Genomic DNA, 17,752 nt, shown 5'->3' on the forward strand with positions numbered 1-17,752 from the left:
GAAGTCAATCCGTCTCATCCGCGTTCTATTTTTAGTTTCATGAATTAAGCAGATAATTTATCGTTCTCATTTTCATCTTCTAAAATATAGTTAGAAGGCGTTTTGCCCAAATGCTTTTTAAACATATAAATAAAAGCACTTGTAGTTTCGTAACCCAAGTTGAAAGCAATTTCCTTGATGGATTGTTTTTCGCCCAAACGTTTTATGGCTTCTAGAAGTTTTAAACGAGTTCGCCAGTCGCTGAAATTCATTCCCAGTTCTTTGATGAATAAACGTGATAAAGTTCTACTACTCATAAACGAAAGTTCGGCGTAATAATCGATTGTGTTTTTGCTAGCAACATCATCCATTAAAAGTTCGACTACTTTTTGTAATCTTTCGTGATTGGTTGTTGGAAGGAAAGTGGCGCTTGGTTCTATTAAAGCCAGTTCATCCAAAAAAACCGATATAATTCTATGTTGCAGAGGCGTCAAATTTCCATCTATTCCAAAAGAAATAATTTTGAAAACCAATTGTTTTAAAAACATCGGAATATCAAATGAAAAACTTTTCTCTGGTAATCCTGCCATCGCGGAGGCATCAATAAAAACACTATAGTAGTTAACATCCTTCTGAAAAGTAACCTGATGTTCTACTCCGCCGGGAAGCCACAAACCTTGCAAAGGATTCACCACCCAAATATGATTGCCCACAACCACGTTCATTACACCACGGGTTGCATAAATTAATTGTCCTCTCGGATGCGAATGCGAAATACACATTTCATTGGTTACCATTTCGGTATAACCAATAACAGGTATTGATGGATCAACTCTGTATCCATGTTCCTGCGCCATTCGATATGTCCGAATCTGGTTATTCATTGTCCAAATATAGCAATTCTGACATTAGTATTCTTTTAATCTTTGCAAAAAATAATACAGCTGTTGTTTTTTAACCTAATTTAAAAATCAAAAAATATCTCATGGACACTATCAAAGCAAATCCTGACATAGTTAAAAAAACCACTTATTCGATCTTATTCATCATCAGTTTTTCTCATTTAATTAATGATCTTTTACAGGCTGTAGTGCCGTCAATTTATCCACTGTTGAAAGAAAACTTTAACCTAAGTTTCTCTCAAATCGGAATCATCACTTTTACCTACCAAATCGTAGCTTCTATCCTTCAGCCTTTTGTGGGAATGTATACTGATAAAAAATCTAAACCATATTCTCTTATCATAGGAATGTGTTTTACGATGGTTGGCCTTTTTATGGTTTCAATTGCTTCCAACTTTATTAATTTATTATTATCGGTTAGTTTAATCGGAATCGGATCTTCCATTTTTCATCCTGAATCTTCACGTGTAGCGCATTTGGCTTCGGGCGGAAAAAGAGGTTTGGCGCAATCTATTTTTCAATTGGGCGGAAATGCCGGGAGTGCTATTGGGCCTTTGTTAGCAGCGTTTATTGTAATTCCGCATGGACAATCTTATATCGCTTGGTTTTGTATTATTGCCTTAGTAGGTGTTTTTGCCTTGTATAAAATTGCAATTTGGTACACGGCACACTTATCTGAAAGAAATGCTAATAAATCGGCTCATAAAATTGAAACGCATCATTTGTCTAAAAACCGAGTAATTGCTTCGTTGATTATTTTATTGGTTTTGATTTTTTCTAAATACTTCTACATGAGTAGTATTACAAGTTATTATACTTTCTTCCTTATTGATAAATTCCACATTACGATTCAACAATCGCAAGTCTATTTATTCTTGTTTTCGGGTGCTGTTGCGGCAGGAACTTTAATTGGAGGCCCAATTGGAGATCGATACGGTAGAAAATACGTAATCTGGGTTTCTATCTTAGGTGTTGCTCCGTTTACTTTAATGTTACCTTACGTTTCTTTATTCTGGGTTGGAACTTTATCTGTAATTATCGGATTGATTCTTTCTTCCGCATTCTCAGCGATTCTAGTTTATGCAACTGAATTAATGCCTGGAAAAGTCGGACTTGTAGCGGGTCTTTTCTTCGGATTTGCTTTCGGAATGGGCGGATTAGGTTCTGCTGTTTTAGGAAAAATTGCTGATACTACAAGCATTGAATATGTATTTAAGATTTGTGCGTTCCTGCCGTTAATTGGGGTTATTACTGGGTTCTTGCCTAATTTGGAGAAGAAAAAGAAGGTTGAGTAATTTTTTTATGCCACAAAGTCGCAAAGACACAAGGTTTTATTTTAAAAATTAAGTTTTAATTTCGTCCCGATAAATCGGGACGAGAAAAAATATAAAGCTCAAAAGGCTTTAGCCAAAATATGTACAATTTGGCTAAAGCCTTTTTTCTATTCTTAATTACATACACCTCTAGTTAAAACCGGAAGCAACTCATAAAATAACCTTGCCTTATTTACATTTTTCAAAACATAGCCTGTGGTTTCAACCACGGGAGACCTATTTTGGTAAACGGAATGTTATATTTTGCGTTCCCGTGGTTGAAACCACGGGCTATATTTGAAATTCTTTGAATTTATTAATGTCCATTAAAAACAAAATACAAAAACAAAATCGTCAATCCCAATAAACCAAACAAAAGTTTTACTTTTTTACTGGTTTTAGGAATATCCGTTTCATTTGAAACATTCACTTCAGGATTTTTATCGGTTAAAGAAATAATAACGGCTGTAATTAAAAGTACCGTAAAAATGTAAAAGGAAATCAATAAAAAGTGAGGCCAAACTGGATATTTATCTGCAGGGAAAATCCATAAATATAAAACCCCAACAAACAAACTAAAAGCCGAACCCCAAGAAAGTGTTGCATTTACCGCTTTTTTGGTTGTGCGTTTCCAGAAAACACTCAAAAGAAAAACAACAGATAACGAAGGAGCCAAGAAACCTAAAACCGCCTGAAAGATGTTGAATAAATTCTGTCCTTTGATATTGTCAATCGCAACAGCAATCAGAATCGCAAAAACACATCCAGCAGCAATTGTGAAACGACCTATTTTAATCTGATCTTGAATCGTCGCCGTTGGGTTGATTTTTTTCACGTAAATATCATTGGTAAAAACGGTACTTAAAGCGTTTAGAGAAGAACCAATTGTTCCAACCAAAACCGCTATCATCACACAGATTACCAAACCGTTCATTCCGCTCGGAAAAAGATTCGTAACCATGGTCATATAAGCCAAATCAGAATTGCTTCCTAATTCTGGATATAGCGCATAACATAAAATTCCAGGTAAAATAAATAACGGAAGCGCCATCACTTTTAACCATCCAATAAAGTTTACTCCTAATTGCCCTTGTTCTAAGTTTTTCGCTCCCAAAACACTTTGAACCATCGATTGATCGGTACAGAAAAAAGCCACTGCGGCGACAGGATATCCTAACAAAATAGCAGGCCATGGATAATGCGCATCATCTGAAGGTCGGACTAAATTCCAAAAATTTGAAGGAGTTTTGGCTATTAAAACATCAATTCCGCCTAACTTTTGTAAACCTAAAAAGGAAAGAGTTAATGAAACGACAATCAGCAGAATCATCTGAAAAACATTCACTTTAGCAATTGCTTTTAATCCTCCTGCGAAAGTAAAAATTCCAGAAAAAATCACTAAAACCGTAACGCTCTGCCACATCGGAATTCCCAGAATCTGACGAACTAAAACGCCTCCACTGAATAATCCTAAAGACAACCAGCTTACTAATATTTTTACCAAAGCATACCAAGCCAAAATATTCTGCGTACTGTCGCCGTAGCGTTTTCCCATATATTCGGGCATCGTACTTACTTTACTTGCAATATATCTTGGCGCAAAAACCATTGCTAAAAGCAGTAAAAACACAAAAGCATACCATTCGAAATTTCCTGCTACAATTCCCGTCGCGTAACCAATACTCGCAAAAGCCAATAATGACGAAGGCCCAACGTTGGTTCCCCACATATTAAACCCGATGCTGTACCAGTTTAATGAGTTTCCGGCTAGAAAAAGCGTTTCGTTTTTCTTTCTCTGTTTCATACTTACCACATATCCAATGACTAATAAAGCCACTAAATAACCCGCAACAATTACAAAATCGAGCGTGGTTAGTTTATCGTAGATACTGTTCATAGCCCGTATTCGTTAAGAATATCTGCAATTTTAACTGGTGCGCCACTTTGCAAAGATCGATCCATAGCCTGAAGTAATGCTACAGTTCCAATTCCTTCCTCCATATTTGGATAAGCTTCAAAACCTTGTTCGATACTATCTGTAAAATATTCTAAATAATTCTGATATTCCCCACCGTGATGACTTTGTCCTTCAAAACGGAAATAATATTTTATCGTGCTGTCGCCCCAAGTAATTACTTTTTCTTCGCCAGTTTTATCTGTAACGGCATAACGCAATTCATGATAATCGGCCTGGCTTGCTCCTTCTGTTGCTCTTAAAATTGTGCTCATGCCGCTGTCACGTTGCGCTGGCTGTGTTGGTGAAGTGTAAACACCACTCACACGTGCAATTCTTCCATCAGTTGCTTTGAAGATAAAATGCATAGTATCTTCATTTTTTAATCCAGCATTTTTTCCGTTACTGCTAATCATTCCGTACCCCATCACTTCTTCGATATTTGGAAGATACCATCTGATAAAATCAACGGGATGACTCAAACCTCCGTACAACCATTTAAACGATTGCAAAAGCGACCATTCTTTCTTTAAAAACCATCTGTGATCAGCGTGATATTGCGCTTCGATTGTGATTAAATCCCCAATTAAACCTGCTTCATAATCGGCTCTTTGTCTTTTTGCTGGTTCGAAGAAACGGGAACTTTGACCAATAAAAACTTTCTTTCCAGTCGATTTGCTTAATTCTAACAGCTCTTTGGCATCCGAAAGGTCATCAATAAAAGGTTTTGTACATACGACATGTTTTCCGTGCAGTAAAGCTTGTTTTACATGTTGAGCATGAAGATGATCTGGTGTATAAATCGCGATAATATCAATTGATGCATCATTCAATAAATCATCATAATTGGTGGTGTACGAATGAAAATCGAATTCTTTTGCTCTTTGTTTACACAATTCTTCGTTTCGATCGCATATTTTAACGAGTTCTAGTTTTGAACTTTCTATAGCAGCCGACATTGTGCTTCGTCCTTCTCCAAGTCCCAGAATGGCTATTTTTAACATTGGTAGTTATTTTAGGTTTTTGATAGTTATTTTTTTTTAGCCACGAATTCACGAATTATTTTTTTACAATCTGGATGTAATATTAATTCGAATTATTCGAAAAAATAATCGTAAAGATTTTCAAATAATAATTCGTGAATTGCTTCGCCTGTTCGCTATCGCTCGAGTCGTGGCTATTTCTCTTTTATTTCGTTTCTACTTTATTCAAGAAAATCCAAGTTTCATCTGGTTTTGCACCTTCAATTCCAGATTGGTATTTTTTCATTAAGGCGTTCCAATCGTCAACTCTTGGATTATTTTGGGTGGTTTTTGGATTTAATTTATCCAAATTTTCCCCTTTCGGAATACTGATTACCAAAATTAATTGTCTGTCTTTTTTGAAAACCTGCAATTGCTGAAAATCGGCATTACAGAAACCTTTGGCAACTTCTGGCCATTTTTCGAATTGCGTTTTATGATACTCCACATATTCTTTTTGCAATTTTTCATCTACAGGAAGATTGGCTGTTAAAACCACATTTTCCCAATCTGATGCTGGTTTTGAGTCTTTACATCTTTCGAAATTTTGGAAATCGTAAACCAAATCTTCATAGATTTTAATTTCTAAAGAAGGAAAAGCGCCTGCCAGTTTTCGTTTTGTTCTTTCGGGTTGATTCATCTTTCCGTAAATAACCAAATGATTTTTCCATTGGTACAATTCCTGACCAACGATTCTAAATCCCGTTAAAGTTGATTTGATTTTTTCGATATCAAAATCAGAACCAATCAATTCAATTGCATACGGTTTTGGCATTTCTTGCAATCCCCATTTTTCGTCGATTACAACTTCTTTTTCTAAATCTTTATACGGTTCTCTAATTCCGGCTGCATCTTTTATTTTGGTGCTTACATATGGATCATTGTGTTCCCAGATATTTCCTTTTGGTCCATTATGGTTTTTAAGGATTTTCTTTTCGGCAATCCAGTTGTTTTTAATCGTAAAACCTTCACTTCCTTCATCAGTATACAAATACAGCCATAAAAACGGATCGTGTGCATACGGACTGTTGTAAACCTTATCAATATAATTTTCTTCAATTCGGCTGTTTGGCTGAGCCGAAAGTGTATAAATTCCCGCTACATCATGTAAATGTTTGGCATAATGATGAATTTTATTTCCTAGAATTTTATTGTTCTGCATCACGTTTGGCGTATGTGTCCAACCCCAGCCCATTGCCATTCCAGAATACGATACATCCGAAATTTCGTTGTGTTCAATCGTAATATTTCGAACAAAACCAGCGCTGATTCCCAGCGTTCCCCAATCTTCATTGGTTACGTTTGTAATCAAATTATCTGAAATCACTTCATCAGAACACATTTCTCTTTCATCTTTTATGATTAAAGGCAAATGTGCTTCAAAAGCTTCTTCAGAGAAAATTCCAACATTGATGGCACTTCCGCCAATATCTTTAAATAAATTTCCTTTTACGGTATTGTGATTTGTTCCTTTACTTAAATCTAAACCAGTTGAAGCCAAATGCTCAAAACGACAAGATTCAAACTGAATATTATTAGCATAATTTACTTCAACCGCAGCGCGAGGCCTTCCAACCCAAGCTTGATTTTCTAAACTCGCCTGATTTGGCGTTCCAGGAACTTTTAATTTATAAGCGTCTAACAAATATAAACCGGATTGCAACGGCACATGACCTTGCTGAGAAGGGCGAAGCCAGTTGCTGTACTGAAACGAAATTCCTTTAAACTGAAAATGATGAACAGGAGAATCGATTGTTCCTTTTACTTCTACAAGATTTTCTAAAACTGGAGCTGTAACGGTAACCGAATTAATCTCTTCTCCAGCTCTCGGAACATAATAGATTTTAGCATTTTTCTTGTCCAAATACCATTCCCCAGGCTCGTTTAAAAGTGAAAAAGCATTGTTTAAGAAATAAGCTGAGTTTCCATTATTTTTAGAAATCCATGGCGCTGGCCAAGGGTGTTCGCTTTGAATACGGCTTTCTGGTTCTTCAAACGAAAGTTTGGCGCTGTCTTTTTGCACTTCAATATTTTTGATGCGAAGATTGGCATTTGACCACCATTGTACAATAAACATTTCCATTCCCGGCTCAAACTTAACCGACTTATCTTTAAACGGAATCCAGCAGGTTTGTTCCTCGTGATTCCACGATAAAATACGCTCCATTGTAGTTCCAGCAGTATTTTTGGCTCTTACGGCTTTTTTACCATCTACCCATAATTGTCTGTAATCAATCAGACTTCCTGCTTTTTTAGGAGCATCGGCCACCCAAACGGCGCCTTTTTTCAATCCGTTGATAACGGTTGTCGATTTTGTCCAGTTTTTAATTTCGATTCCACCATTTATAATTGGTTTAGCATTTATATCGGCTTGAATTGTTGTTGGACTTTCTGCTGTTCCTGAATCTTCAGGGCGAACAAACAAAGGTTCGCTTAAATAATACGTTCCATTCATTACTATGATTCGGATTCCGTCTTTTATCGATGGATCTTTTAAGCGACGAAGTTCTCTAGCTTTTCGCATTGCCATGTGAATCGTTGCCAACGGGTTTGATTTTGTTCCGATGTTCGAATCTTTTCCTGATGGTGAAACCCAGATTTCAGCTCCACTTGCCGAAAACGAGAATATCAGTAAAAAAACGACCAGTAATTTGTTGAAAGGAATTAAACGCATTATTTATAGTATTGATTTTTTTCTTAAGCTAAAATTATGAGGCATTTATTTAAAGCGCTATAATTTTTACAAATAATTGTATTTTTAACACTTTTACCAAATAACAGGGACAATTTAAAAGAATATAAAATCACAAGCATCCTGTACCCTCCTGTAATATTGACTTTAAGTCGGGATTCTTTAAAAACTCACTTTTCACTATCTTATGATTTTATAAATAGAAAAAGTTAAATTCATAAAAAATCTGTGATAAACTGGCTAAAACTACTATTTCGTATTATTTTTTTAATAGATTTGTGTAATCGATTACATTTAAAGATTATTATTTATAAGAACTTAAATTTTCATATAAATAAAATAAACACCAAAAAAATTACTAACAATGAAAATCAACCGACTACAATTTGCTTCTCTTGCACTCGCTATCATGATGTGTTTGAGTTCTAAAAACCTTACTGCTCAAAATACCTCAAATGGTGCTTATCAAAACATTGAGTTTAAAATGTCTAAAATTAATGAGCCTGTTATTCCTAACAATACTGTAAACTTAAAAGATTACGGTGCTGTAAACGGAGGTTATATTTTAAATACTAAAGCATTTGCTGATGCTATTGAGGCACTTTCAAAAAAAGGTGGAGGAAAGCTAATTATTCCACCTGGGATTTGGCTTACAGGACCGATTATATTAAAAAGTAATATTGAGCTGCATGCAGAAAGAGGTGCTCTGATAAAATTTTCTCCAGACAAAACTTTATATCCTTTAGTAGAAACCAATTTTGAAGGTTTGAATACTTGGCGTTGCATCTCTCCTATTTATGGTAAAAACCTTGAAAATATTGCTTTTACTGGAACTGGAGTTTGGGATGGTTCTGGAGAAGTATGGAGACAGGTTAAGAAAAGCAAAGTGACAGATAGCCAGTGGAAAGAAGTTATTGCAAGAGGCGGTGTTTTAAATAAAGACAAAACAAGCTGGTATCCATCAGAGGTTTTTATGAATGCTTCTAAAGGTGCTGACCAAAATGTACGTCCGGATTTAAAAACAAAAGAAGAATTTGAAACCATTCATGATTTTCTTCGTCCGGTAATGGTAAGCATTCAAAATAGTAAAAGGGTTTTATTTGACGGCCCTGTTTTTCAAAATTCGCCAGCTTGGAATATCCATCCTTTTATGGTGGAAGATTTGATTGTTCGAAATGTAAGTGTTCGCAATCCTTGGTATTCTCAAAACGGAGACGGTCTTGATGTGGAATGCTGTAAAAACGTATTAGTTGAAAATTCAAGTTTTGATGTAGGAGATGATGCAATCTGCATTAAATCCGGAAAAGATAAAGACGGACGTGAAAGAGGTGTTCCTTGCGAAAACATCATTGTGAGAAATAACATTGTGTATCACGGTCACGGCGGTGTTACGGTTGGAAGTGAAATGTCTGGTGGTGTAAAAAATCTTCACGTATCGAATTGTACTTTTATGGGAACAGATGTAGGTCTGCGTTTTAAAAGTGCCCGCGGAAGAGGTGGTGTCGTAGAAAACATCTTTATTTCGGATGTGTTTATGACTGATATTCCATCACAGGCTATCTCGTTTAATTTGTATTACGGAGGAAAATCGATTGCCGAAACATTAGAAGAAGGCGGAGACAAAGTGGTCAACAAGGCGATGCCTGTGACAGTTGAAACTCCTCAGTTTAAAAACATTTCGATTAAAAATATCACTATCAAAGGTGCCCAGCAAGCCGTATTTTTACAAGGTCTTCCAGAAATGAATTTAGAAAATATTGAAATCACAAACTTAATCGCCAAAGCTGAAAAAGGGTTTTCGATTATTGACGCTAAAGGAATAAAATTAAATAACTTACAATTAGATATTGAAGCTAAAAATGCATTTGAGATTTACAATGCACAAAACCTTTCTTTAAAAAATGTAGCATTTAATCCTTCCTCTTCAAATACCATTACAATTGCAGGAGAAGCCAGTAAAAATATCGATTTAAGCGGTTCTAATTTATCAAAAACTACTACTGTCGATAAAACTGTTCCTAAGAAAGCTGTTAAATTTTAAAACGGAGATTTTATGTTCAATTCCATAAACAGCTCGAAATTATTGGCATCAGCGTTTTGTGTCTTTTCATTTTTGTATTCAAATGCACAGACAAACAGCGAGATCAGTACAAAACCTTTTACAGACGGCACCAATCATTGGTATTTTATCAAAGACAAAACCAATATCATAAATCCGATTCCGAATCAGCCGAAATATGCCGAAACGGATTATACGAAAATTGCCGATAATATTCTGTATTTCCAACGTGATAATGGAGGCTGGCCTAAAAATTATGATATGAAAGCTATTTTGACAACACAACAAATTGATAGTGTAGTCAAAACGAAATACATTGAGCATACGACCTTTGATAATGAAACAACTTACACTCATATTCATTATCTGGCGCAGGTTTATACACTTAGCAAAGATCCAAGATATAAAGATGGGTGTCTACGAGGTATTAATTTCACTATAAAAGCACAATATTCAAACGGAGGCTGGCCACAATATTATCCGCTCGAAAAAGGCTATAGTCGCCATATTACCTTTAATGACGGAGCCTATATGGGAATTATGAATCTCTTAAAAAAGATTGTAAACAATGATCCTGATTATGCTTTTATTGATGCCAAAACTAGAAAAAAAGTAGCCACCGCATATCAAAAAGGACTAGAGTGTATTTTAAAAATGCAGATTAAAGACAACGGAGAATTAACCGCTTGGTGCCAGCAACACGACGAAATAACACTTGAACCTGCTTGGGCGCGTAAATTTGAACCGCCAAGCATCTGTAATGCAGAAAGTGTTGATGTAGTTTTGTTTTTAATGGATATTGATAATCCGAATGAAAAGATTATTAATGCCGTACAAGGTGCAGTAAAATGGTTTCAGGATTCTAAAATCTACAATACCAGAGTTGAAAGTTTTGCAGCTGAAGAAATGGAATCCAAATACAAGAAAATCAAAAATGACGTAAGAATCGTAAACGACCCAACAGCACCGCCAATCTGGACTCGTTACTATGAACTAAAAACACATAGACCTTTGTTCTCTGATCGTGACAGCGAGTTTTTATATTCTCTAGCTGAAGTAAGCCGTGAAAGAAGAACGGGTTATGCGTGGTATACGGATAAACCTGAAAAGGCGTTGAAAAAATATCCAGAATGGCAGAAGAAATGGGCTCCGGAAAATAATGTTTTGAAGAATTAGAAATTTTTTTGCCATTTCGAGTGAAGTCCAATTTTCAAATATACCCCGTGGTTTCAACCACTGGAACGCAATATTGTAACGGCCTGTATTGTGTTCCCGTGGTTGAAACCACGGGCTATAGTAGACAAGTTTGCGAGTAGAATCTTTGTCAATGTTTTAAACTTTGACAAATAGGAAGAAAAAAAAAGCGTAAATATTAAATTTACGCTTTTTTAAATTCTCTATTTATTTAGATCATAAAACGCATTCGCATTCTCAAACCAAATCTTATTCTGGTCTTCAATAGAAAACTTCGAAATATAATCTTCTAAAGTTCTAACCACTTCATTATAATCCGAAGCAACATTGAGAACTGGCCAATCTGAACCATACATTAATTTATCAACTGAAAAGTTTTCAAAAATTACATCTAAATAGGGCTTTAAATCTTCTCGTTTCCAGTTTTTCCAATCGGCTTCTGTGACCATTCCTGAGATTTTACACCAAACGTTGTCATACTTTGCGATTTCTTCAATGCCGCTTTTCCAAGAATCAATGCTCCCTGATTTAATATCCGGTTTTGCAATATGATCAATTACAAATTTTTGGTCTGGAAAATCTTTTACCAAACTTATTGCAGCTGGTAATTGACGTTCAAAAATCAATATATCATAAGTATAATTGAAGAATTTTAAAGCTGTGATTCCTCTTCTGAATTCTGTTCCGGACATAAAATCATCTGGTTCTCCTTGCACAACATGTCTGAAACCTTTCAGTTTTTTTTGATCTGAAAAGAATTGTAAACGTTCTTCAATGTTTTCATTTCTCAAATCGATCCAGCCTACAACTGCTTTTATGAAATCATTTTTAGAAGCCAAATCCAATAAAAATTCAGTTTCTTCTTCTGATTGGCTTGCCTGAACTGCTACACAACCTTCAAATTGATTGACGTTTAATAGCGGCTGTAAATCTTCCGGAAGAAAATTTCTTTGGATATTTTGCATCGTTTCATCAATCCAGCTGTCTCTAACTGGGTCAAATATCCAAAAATGCTGATGGGAATCTATTCTTTTACTCATAACTTTTTAATTAACATCGCTGATTAAAGCGCGGTCTAAATGTACGTAACCTCCATCCACAAAAACAAATTGTCCCGTAGTATGCGATGATTTTTCAGAAATAATGAAAAGGGCCGTATCTGCAATTTCTTCTGTTTTGGTCATTCGGCTTTCTAATGGAATCGTTTTACTAATTTTTTTCAAAACTGCCTCTCCATCTGGCAAAGTTTTAATCCAATCTTCGTAAGCAGGTGTATAACTTTCAGCAATAATAATCGCATTTGAACGAATTCCGTACTGAATCAAATCTACTGCCCATTCTCTAGTTAAGCCCAAAACTCCACCTTTCGCAGCAGCGTAACCAGAAGTGCCGCCCTGACCTGTTAAAGCCACTTTTGAACAAATATTTAAAATATTTCCTTTTGATTCTTTTAAAAATGGAAGCGAATATTTAGCCAATAAAAAATAACTTACCACATTCAATTTCAAAGAATTCATAAAATCCTCGTAGCTTGAATCTAATCCTGCACCGTCATTCACGCCAACATTATTAATTATAGCATCAATTCTTCCATATTTTGCTCCGATTACTTTTACAGCATTTTCTATTGCAACAGGGTCGGTTACGTCAGTCTGTACAAATAAAGAATTAACTCCTCTTTTCTGAAGTCTTTCCACGTATTCGAAACCTCTTGCATTTCTGTCAACTAAAACCGGAATTGCGCCTTCATCTGCCAATCTATTAATGATTGTTTCTCCAATACTGCCTTCTTTTCCAGCCGAACCAGAAACGACAACTATTTTGTTTTTTAAGTTTAAATCCATTTTTGTGGTTATTTAAGATTCATTTTTAAACACATAAAAACATAGTTTTGGAACCGCATAAAGGCGTTTCACTTGCATTAATTCACATAGTTCTATGTTTTAGAAACTAGTTTCTTTCTATTCTCTTTCAAGAAACAAAAAAATCTATGTTTCTATGTGTTTTAAAAAAATTATTCTATTTCAATCAACGCCTTAATTACATTATTTTTAGGGTCAATCAAATTCCCAAAATCAGTAATCATTTCATCAAAACTAGTTCTGTGCGTAATGTATTTCTTCGGATCGATTTTTCCTTCTTTCAAACATTTCATCACATATTCGAAATCTTCGATTGTTGCATTTCGGCTGCTCATTAAAGTCGATTCTCTTTTGTGAAAATCGGGATGACTAAAACTTAATTCTCCTTTTTGAAGTCCGACCAAAACAAATCTTCCGCCATGCGAAATATAATTAAAAGCGCTATTCATTACTTTCTGATTTCCAGTAGCATCAATAACCACATTCGCCATATCACCGTTTGTCAATTCAGCTAATTTTTGAGCAACATCATCGTTCAACGGATTAATCGTTTCATCAGCATTTAGTTCTGTTTTACAGAAATTTAATCTGTAATCGTTGATATCCATTACGATTACTTTTGCTCCAGCAATTTTAGCAAACTGAATCAAACCAATTCCAATTGGTCCTGCTCCCATTACTAAAACGGTATCTGTCGGTTTTACAGTTGCTCTTCTAACGCCATGCGCTGCAATTGCCAAAGGCTCAACCAAAGCCAATTCATCATAATCTAAACCTTGACCGTGCAATAAATATTGTTCTGGAATCGACACATATTCTGCCATTCCGCCATCAATATGAACGCCGAAAACTTTAATATTTACACAGCAATTTGTTAGTCCGTTTCTACAAGCCACACATTTTCCGCAGTTGAAATACGGAATAAAAGTTACCTTATCACCTGGTTTAAAACCTTCTGCATTTCCTTTTACATATTCAGCTGCTAATTCGTGACCTAAAATTCTTGGATATTCAAAATAAGGCTGAGTCCCACCAAAAGCATGGATATCAGTTCCACAGATTCCGATTCTTTTAATTTTCAATAAAACTTCACCTTCTTTTGGTTCCGGAATACTGGTTTCTTTTAGTAAAAATTCCTGCGGTTTTTCGCAAACTATATATTTCATTTTATACTTTCTTAATTTTTATTTTTGATATGCTACAGCCTTTTGTTTACTTGTTCCTAAACCTTCAATTCCTAATTCAACAACATCGCCAGCTTTAATATAAATCGGATCTGGTTTAATTCCTAAACCAACTCCCGGAGGCGTTCCTGTACTGATAATATCACCCGGAAGCAAAGTCATAAACTGACTTAAATAATGTACCAAATAAGGAATCTTGAAAACTAGATTTAGTGTATTACTATCTTGGTATTTTTTACCGTTTACCGTCAGCCACATCTTTAAATTGTCCACATCTGCGACTTCATCTTTTGTAGCCAAAAATGGTCCAAGAGGCGCAAAAGTGTCACTCCCTTTTCCTTTTGCCCATTGTCCTCCACGCTCTAATTGAAAAGCTCTTTCGCTATAATCATTCAATAAAGCGTAACCCGCAACATAATCTAAAGCTTCTGCTTCTTCAACATAACTTGCTTTTTTGCCCACGATAAAAGCCAATTCTACTTCCCAGTCTGTTTTTTCACTATTTTTTGGAATAATCAAATCATCGTCTGGACCGCACAAAGAAGTTGTTGATTTGAAGAAAATAATTGGTTCTGTCGGAATCGGAGCATTTGTTTCTTTACAGTGATCAATATAATTCAATCCAATACAGATAATTTTTGAAGGTCTTGCCACTGGCGAACCTAAACGTATTGAAGCATCTACTTCTGATAAAGTTGGATTGCTTTCTAATGCTTTTTGTAATTTTTCTAATCCGTTTTCTTCAAAGAAACTTTCGTTAAAATCGGTTACAATCGAAGAAACATCATATCTCTTTTCTCCAATCAAAACTCCTGGTTTCTCTTTTCCGATTTCTCCAAAACGTATTAATTTCATAATCGTATATTTTTAGTTGTTAGTTTATAATTTGTAGTTATTCTTCATTCATCAATTCAAAATTCTTCAAAAAGAACATAACAAAATTAATAAATGTAAAAATCACAATTACAAAAATACTTTTTAAAAATTAATATCCGAGAGATATTTCGTTTTCCTATTCTTAAAATAACTAAACTTTAAATTTTTATAACATTTTTTAGATCGTTTGTAAAAATTATATCACTAATTATCGATTTATGTAAAAAAGATTTCTTAAAAAGAAAGGATTTCTTGTGCATTTAAATCTTATTTCTACTTTTGTAATTGTAAATTTTACATTTATTATTTCAATCGATTTCACTACTCAAAATTCCTATATCCAAATGATAAAATTAAAAGGCATAACTTGGAACCATACAAGAGGTTTGCTTCCAATGGTTGCTACATCGCAGCGTTTTACAGAATTACATCCTGATGTTGAAATTTCTTGGGAGAAAAGAAGTTTACAAGAATTTGCAGATGCTTCTATCGAAGACTTAGCCAAAAGATTCGATTTATTGGTAATCGATCATCCTTGGACAGGTTTTGGAGCGCAGACCAAAGCGATTCTTCCGTTATCTGATTATTTATCAAACGAATATATTAAAGATCAAGAAAATAATACTGTTGGAAAATCGTACGAAAGTTATGTTTTTCATGATAAATTATGGGCGCTTCCAATCGACGCTGCAACTCCGGTTGCCTCTGCCCGCTTGGATCTTTTAGAAAAAAATAATTTAGAAGTTCCAAAAACTTATGACGATTTATTGGCTTTAGCGAAAAAAGGCTTAGTCGCTTTCGCTGGAATTCCGGTAGATGTTTTAATGAGTTTTTATATGTTTTGCTGTAGTTTGGGCGAAGCTCCTTTTCTTTCAGAAGAAAAAGTGATTTCTGAAACTACAGGAATCAAAGCACTTCAAATGTTTAGAGAACTGGCTCAGTTAATTGATCCAGCTAACTTTAATAGAAATCCTATACAAGTTTACGAAGCAATGGTTAATTCAGACGAAATTGCCTATTGCCCATTTGCTTACGGTTATTCTAATTATTCTCGTATTGGCTACAGCCGTAAACTTTTACATTTTTACGATTTAGTAAGTTTGAATGACAATCCAATGATTTCTTCTTTGGGCGGCACTGGATTAGCGGTTTCTTCATTCAGCCAACATATTGAAACTGCCATAAAATATGCTGAATTTACGTGTTCATCACAAGTGCAGCAAAATATTTATACCGATAATGGCGGTCAGCCAGGTCATTTGCAAGCTTGGAAAAACGAGCGAATTAATGGTGTAACGCACGATTATTTCAAAAATACACTTCCTGCATTAGAGCGCGCTTTCCTTCGTCCGAGATATTATGGACATATGTATTTCCAAGATCATGCTGGAGATGTGGTTCGTAATTATTTAATGAATGGCGGAGATGAATTAAAAGTATTGGAAGAAATGAATTCGCTTTACGCGGAATCTCTAAAAATCCAGACCATATGAGACCTTTAGAAGGATTAATTGTTCTGGAATTCTGTCAGTTTTTAGCAGGACCCTCGGCTGGATTAAAACTGGCTGATTTGGGTGCACGCGTCATCAAAATCGAGCGTCCTGTAAAAGGTGAAGCCTGCAGACAATTGAGCATAAAAGATTTATTTGTAGACGACAGCAGTTTACTATTTCATACGATTAACAGAAATAAAGAATCTTTTGCAGCCGATTTGAAAAATCCAGACGATTTGGTTTTGATTAAAAAACTAATCCAAAAGGCTGATATTATGACGCATAATTTTAGACCCGGAGTAATGGAAAAAATCGGTTTAGATTTTGAAAATGCTTTGGCTATTAATCCACAGATTATTTACGGAACCATTACAGGTTATGGAAATGAAGGTCCGTGGGCAAAAAAACCGGGACAAGATTTATTGTTACAATCGCTTTCCGGATTAAGCTGGTTAAGCGGACGCAAAAGTCAAGGCCCAGTTCCGTTTGGTTTGGCTGTAGCCGATTTAATGTGCGGGAATCATTTTGTACAGGGAATTTTAGCCGCACTTCTAAAAAGAGCTAAAACCAAAAAAGGAGTTTTGGTAGAAGTTAGTCTGCTGGAATCTATTTTGGATGTGCAATTTGAAGCGATTACTTCTTTCCTAAATGATGGCGGTCAATTGCCTGAACGTGGTGATATTAAAGGAAGTGCACATGCTTTTTTAAGTGCGCCTTACGGAGTTTATCAAACACAAGACGGTTATTTATCTCTAGCAATGGGCGATTTACTTTTTATTGGAAAAACATTAGGTTTAGATTTAAATGCCTTTGCAGATAAACATCTTTGGTTTGAAAAAAGAGATGAGATCAGAACGATTTTGAGCGAAAGAATTCAAACCCAAACTTCTGATTATTGGATTGAAATCTTGCAGAAAGAAGGTATTTGGTGCGGAAAAGTTTTCAATTACGAAGAACTGGACAATCAGCCTTTTGTAACTGAATTACACCTAAAACAAACCGTAAAAAATACCGAAGGCGAAACTTTGGTAACCACCAGAAGTCCGATTCAGTTAGACGGTGAAATTTTATTAAGCGAAAAAGCCGCTCCAAAAGTAGGACAAGATAATTTAGTAATACATAAAGAGTTTATTCAACAATAAGCTAAAATTTATTATTCATCAGTTTAGATTAAAATCAGCCTAATCTGCTTTAATCTAAATAAATCTGCGTGACAAAATTT

13 protein-coding genes are annotated in these 17,752 nt (G+C 35.2%); 5 read left to right on the forward strand and 8 right to left on the reverse strand.

Annotated elements, in window-relative coordinates; genetic code table 11:
* Positions 1 to 44: 44 nt before the first annotated feature.
* Complete coding sequence (locus P2W65_RS20535; protein WP_289660683.1) at positions 45 to 863, reverse strand: AraC family transcriptional regulator; 819 nt, start codon at positions 861 to 863, stop codon at positions 45 to 47.
* A gap of 101 nt (positions 864 to 964) precedes the next feature.
* On the opposite strand from P2W65_RS20535, the gene P2W65_RS20540 reads away from it, so the two are divergent.
* Complete coding sequence (locus P2W65_RS20540) at positions 965 to 2,176, forward strand: MFS transporter (RefSeq protein ID WP_289660685.1); 1,212 nt, start codon at positions 965 to 967, stop codon at positions 2,174 to 2,176.
* A gap of 334 nt (positions 2,177 to 2,510) precedes the next feature.
* Here the strand turns inward: P2W65_RS20540 and P2W65_RS20545 are convergent, their stop codons facing one another.
* The 3 genes from P2W65_RS20545 to P2W65_RS20555 all read right to left on the reverse strand — a co-directional run bounded on the left by P2W65_RS20545 (position 2,511) and on the right by P2W65_RS20555 (position 7,844).
* Positions 2,511 to 4,091: a sodium:solute symporter gene (locus P2W65_RS20545; protein ID WP_289660687.1), complete on the reverse strand. Its 1,581-nt coding sequence runs from the start codon at positions 4,089 to 4,091 to the stop codon at positions 2,511 to 2,513.
* A complete protein-coding gene (locus tag P2W65_RS20550) occupies positions 4,088 to 5,152 on the reverse strand; it encodes a Gfo/Idh/MocA family protein (protein ID WP_289660689.1) in 1,065 nt (354 codons plus the stop codon). The genes P2W65_RS20545 and P2W65_RS20550 overlap by 4 nt, the downstream gene beginning before the upstream one ends.
* Positions 5,153 to 5,336: 184 nt before the next feature.
* The gene (locus P2W65_RS20555; RefSeq protein WP_289660690.1) at positions 5,337 to 7,844 is read right to left on the reverse strand and encodes a right-handed parallel beta-helix repeat-containing protein; all 2,508 of its coding nucleotides are present in this window, start codon (positions 7,842 to 7,844) and stop codon (positions 5,337 to 5,339) included.
* A gap of 382 nt (positions 7,845 to 8,226) precedes the next feature.
* Here P2W65_RS20555 and P2W65_RS20560 point away from each other — a divergent pair, with 382 nt between their 5' ends.
* Together P2W65_RS20560 and pelA are read left to right on the forward strand one after the other, a co-directional pair.
* Positions 8,227 to 9,903 carry a glycoside hydrolase family 28 protein gene (locus P2W65_RS20560; RefSeq protein ID WP_289660692.1) on the forward strand — a complete coding sequence of 559 codons (1,677 nt, stop codon included), beginning with the start codon at positions 8,227 to 8,229 and terminating at the stop codon, positions 9,901 to 9,903.
* A 12-nt stretch (positions 9,904 to 9,915) separates the two neighbouring features.
* Entirely contained in the window at positions 9,916 to 11,097 is a 1,182-nt protein-coding gene (pelA, locus tag P2W65_RS20565) for a pectate lyase (protein ID WP_289660694.1), read from the forward strand.
* A 221-nt stretch (positions 11,098 to 11,318) separates the two neighbouring features.
* On the opposite strand, the gene P2W65_RS20570 is transcribed toward pelA, so the two are convergent.
* The 4 genes from P2W65_RS20570 to P2W65_RS20585 all read right to left on the reverse strand — a co-directional run bounded on the left by P2W65_RS20570 (position 11,319) and on the right by P2W65_RS20585 (position 15,016).
* Complete coding sequence (locus P2W65_RS20570) at positions 11,319 to 12,155, reverse strand: amidohydrolase family protein (RefSeq protein ID WP_289660696.1); 837 nt, start codon at positions 12,153 to 12,155, stop codon at positions 11,319 to 11,321.
* Between the two features lie 6 nt (positions 12,156 to 12,161).
* Positions 12,162 to 12,959, reverse strand: coding sequence for an SDR family oxidoreductase (locus tag P2W65_RS20575; RefSeq protein ID WP_289660699.1), 798 nt, complete (start codon positions 12,957 to 12,959; stop codon positions 12,162 to 12,164).
* A gap of 170 nt (positions 12,960 to 13,129) precedes the next feature.
* The gene (locus P2W65_RS20580; protein WP_289660702.1) at positions 13,130 to 14,143 is read right to left on the reverse strand and encodes a zinc-binding alcohol dehydrogenase family protein; all 1,014 of its coding nucleotides are present in this window, start codon (positions 14,141 to 14,143) and stop codon (positions 13,130 to 13,132) included.
* Positions 14,144 to 14,161: 18 nt separating this feature from the next.
* Positions 14,162 to 15,016, reverse strand: coding sequence for a fumarylacetoacetate hydrolase family protein (locus P2W65_RS20585; RefSeq protein ID WP_289660705.1), 855 nt, complete (start codon positions 15,014 to 15,016; stop codon positions 14,162 to 14,164).
* Positions 15,017 to 15,381: 365 nt separating this feature from the next.
* On the opposite strand from P2W65_RS20585, the gene P2W65_RS20590 reads away from it, so the two are divergent.
* Together P2W65_RS20590 and P2W65_RS20595 are read left to right on the forward strand one after the other, a co-directional pair.
* On the forward strand, positions 15,382 to 16,530 hold the full coding sequence (locus P2W65_RS20590; protein ID WP_289660708.1) for an ABC transporter substrate-binding protein: 1,149 nt from the start codon (positions 15,382 to 15,384) through the stop codon (positions 16,528 to 16,530).
* Positions 16,527 to 17,672, forward strand: coding sequence for a CaiB/BaiF CoA transferase family protein (locus tag P2W65_RS20595; RefSeq protein WP_289660711.1), 1,146 nt, complete (start codon positions 16,527 to 16,529; stop codon positions 17,670 to 17,672). The genes P2W65_RS20590 and P2W65_RS20595 overlap by 4 nt, the downstream gene beginning before the upstream one ends.
* Positions 17,673 to 17,752 lie beyond the last annotated feature (80 nt).

Origin of the sequence: Flavobacterium panacagri (assembly GCF_030378165.1) — a bacterium.
Classification (GTDB): Bacteria; Bacteroidota; Bacteroidia; order Flavobacteriales; family Flavobacteriaceae; genus Flavobacterium; species Flavobacterium panacagri.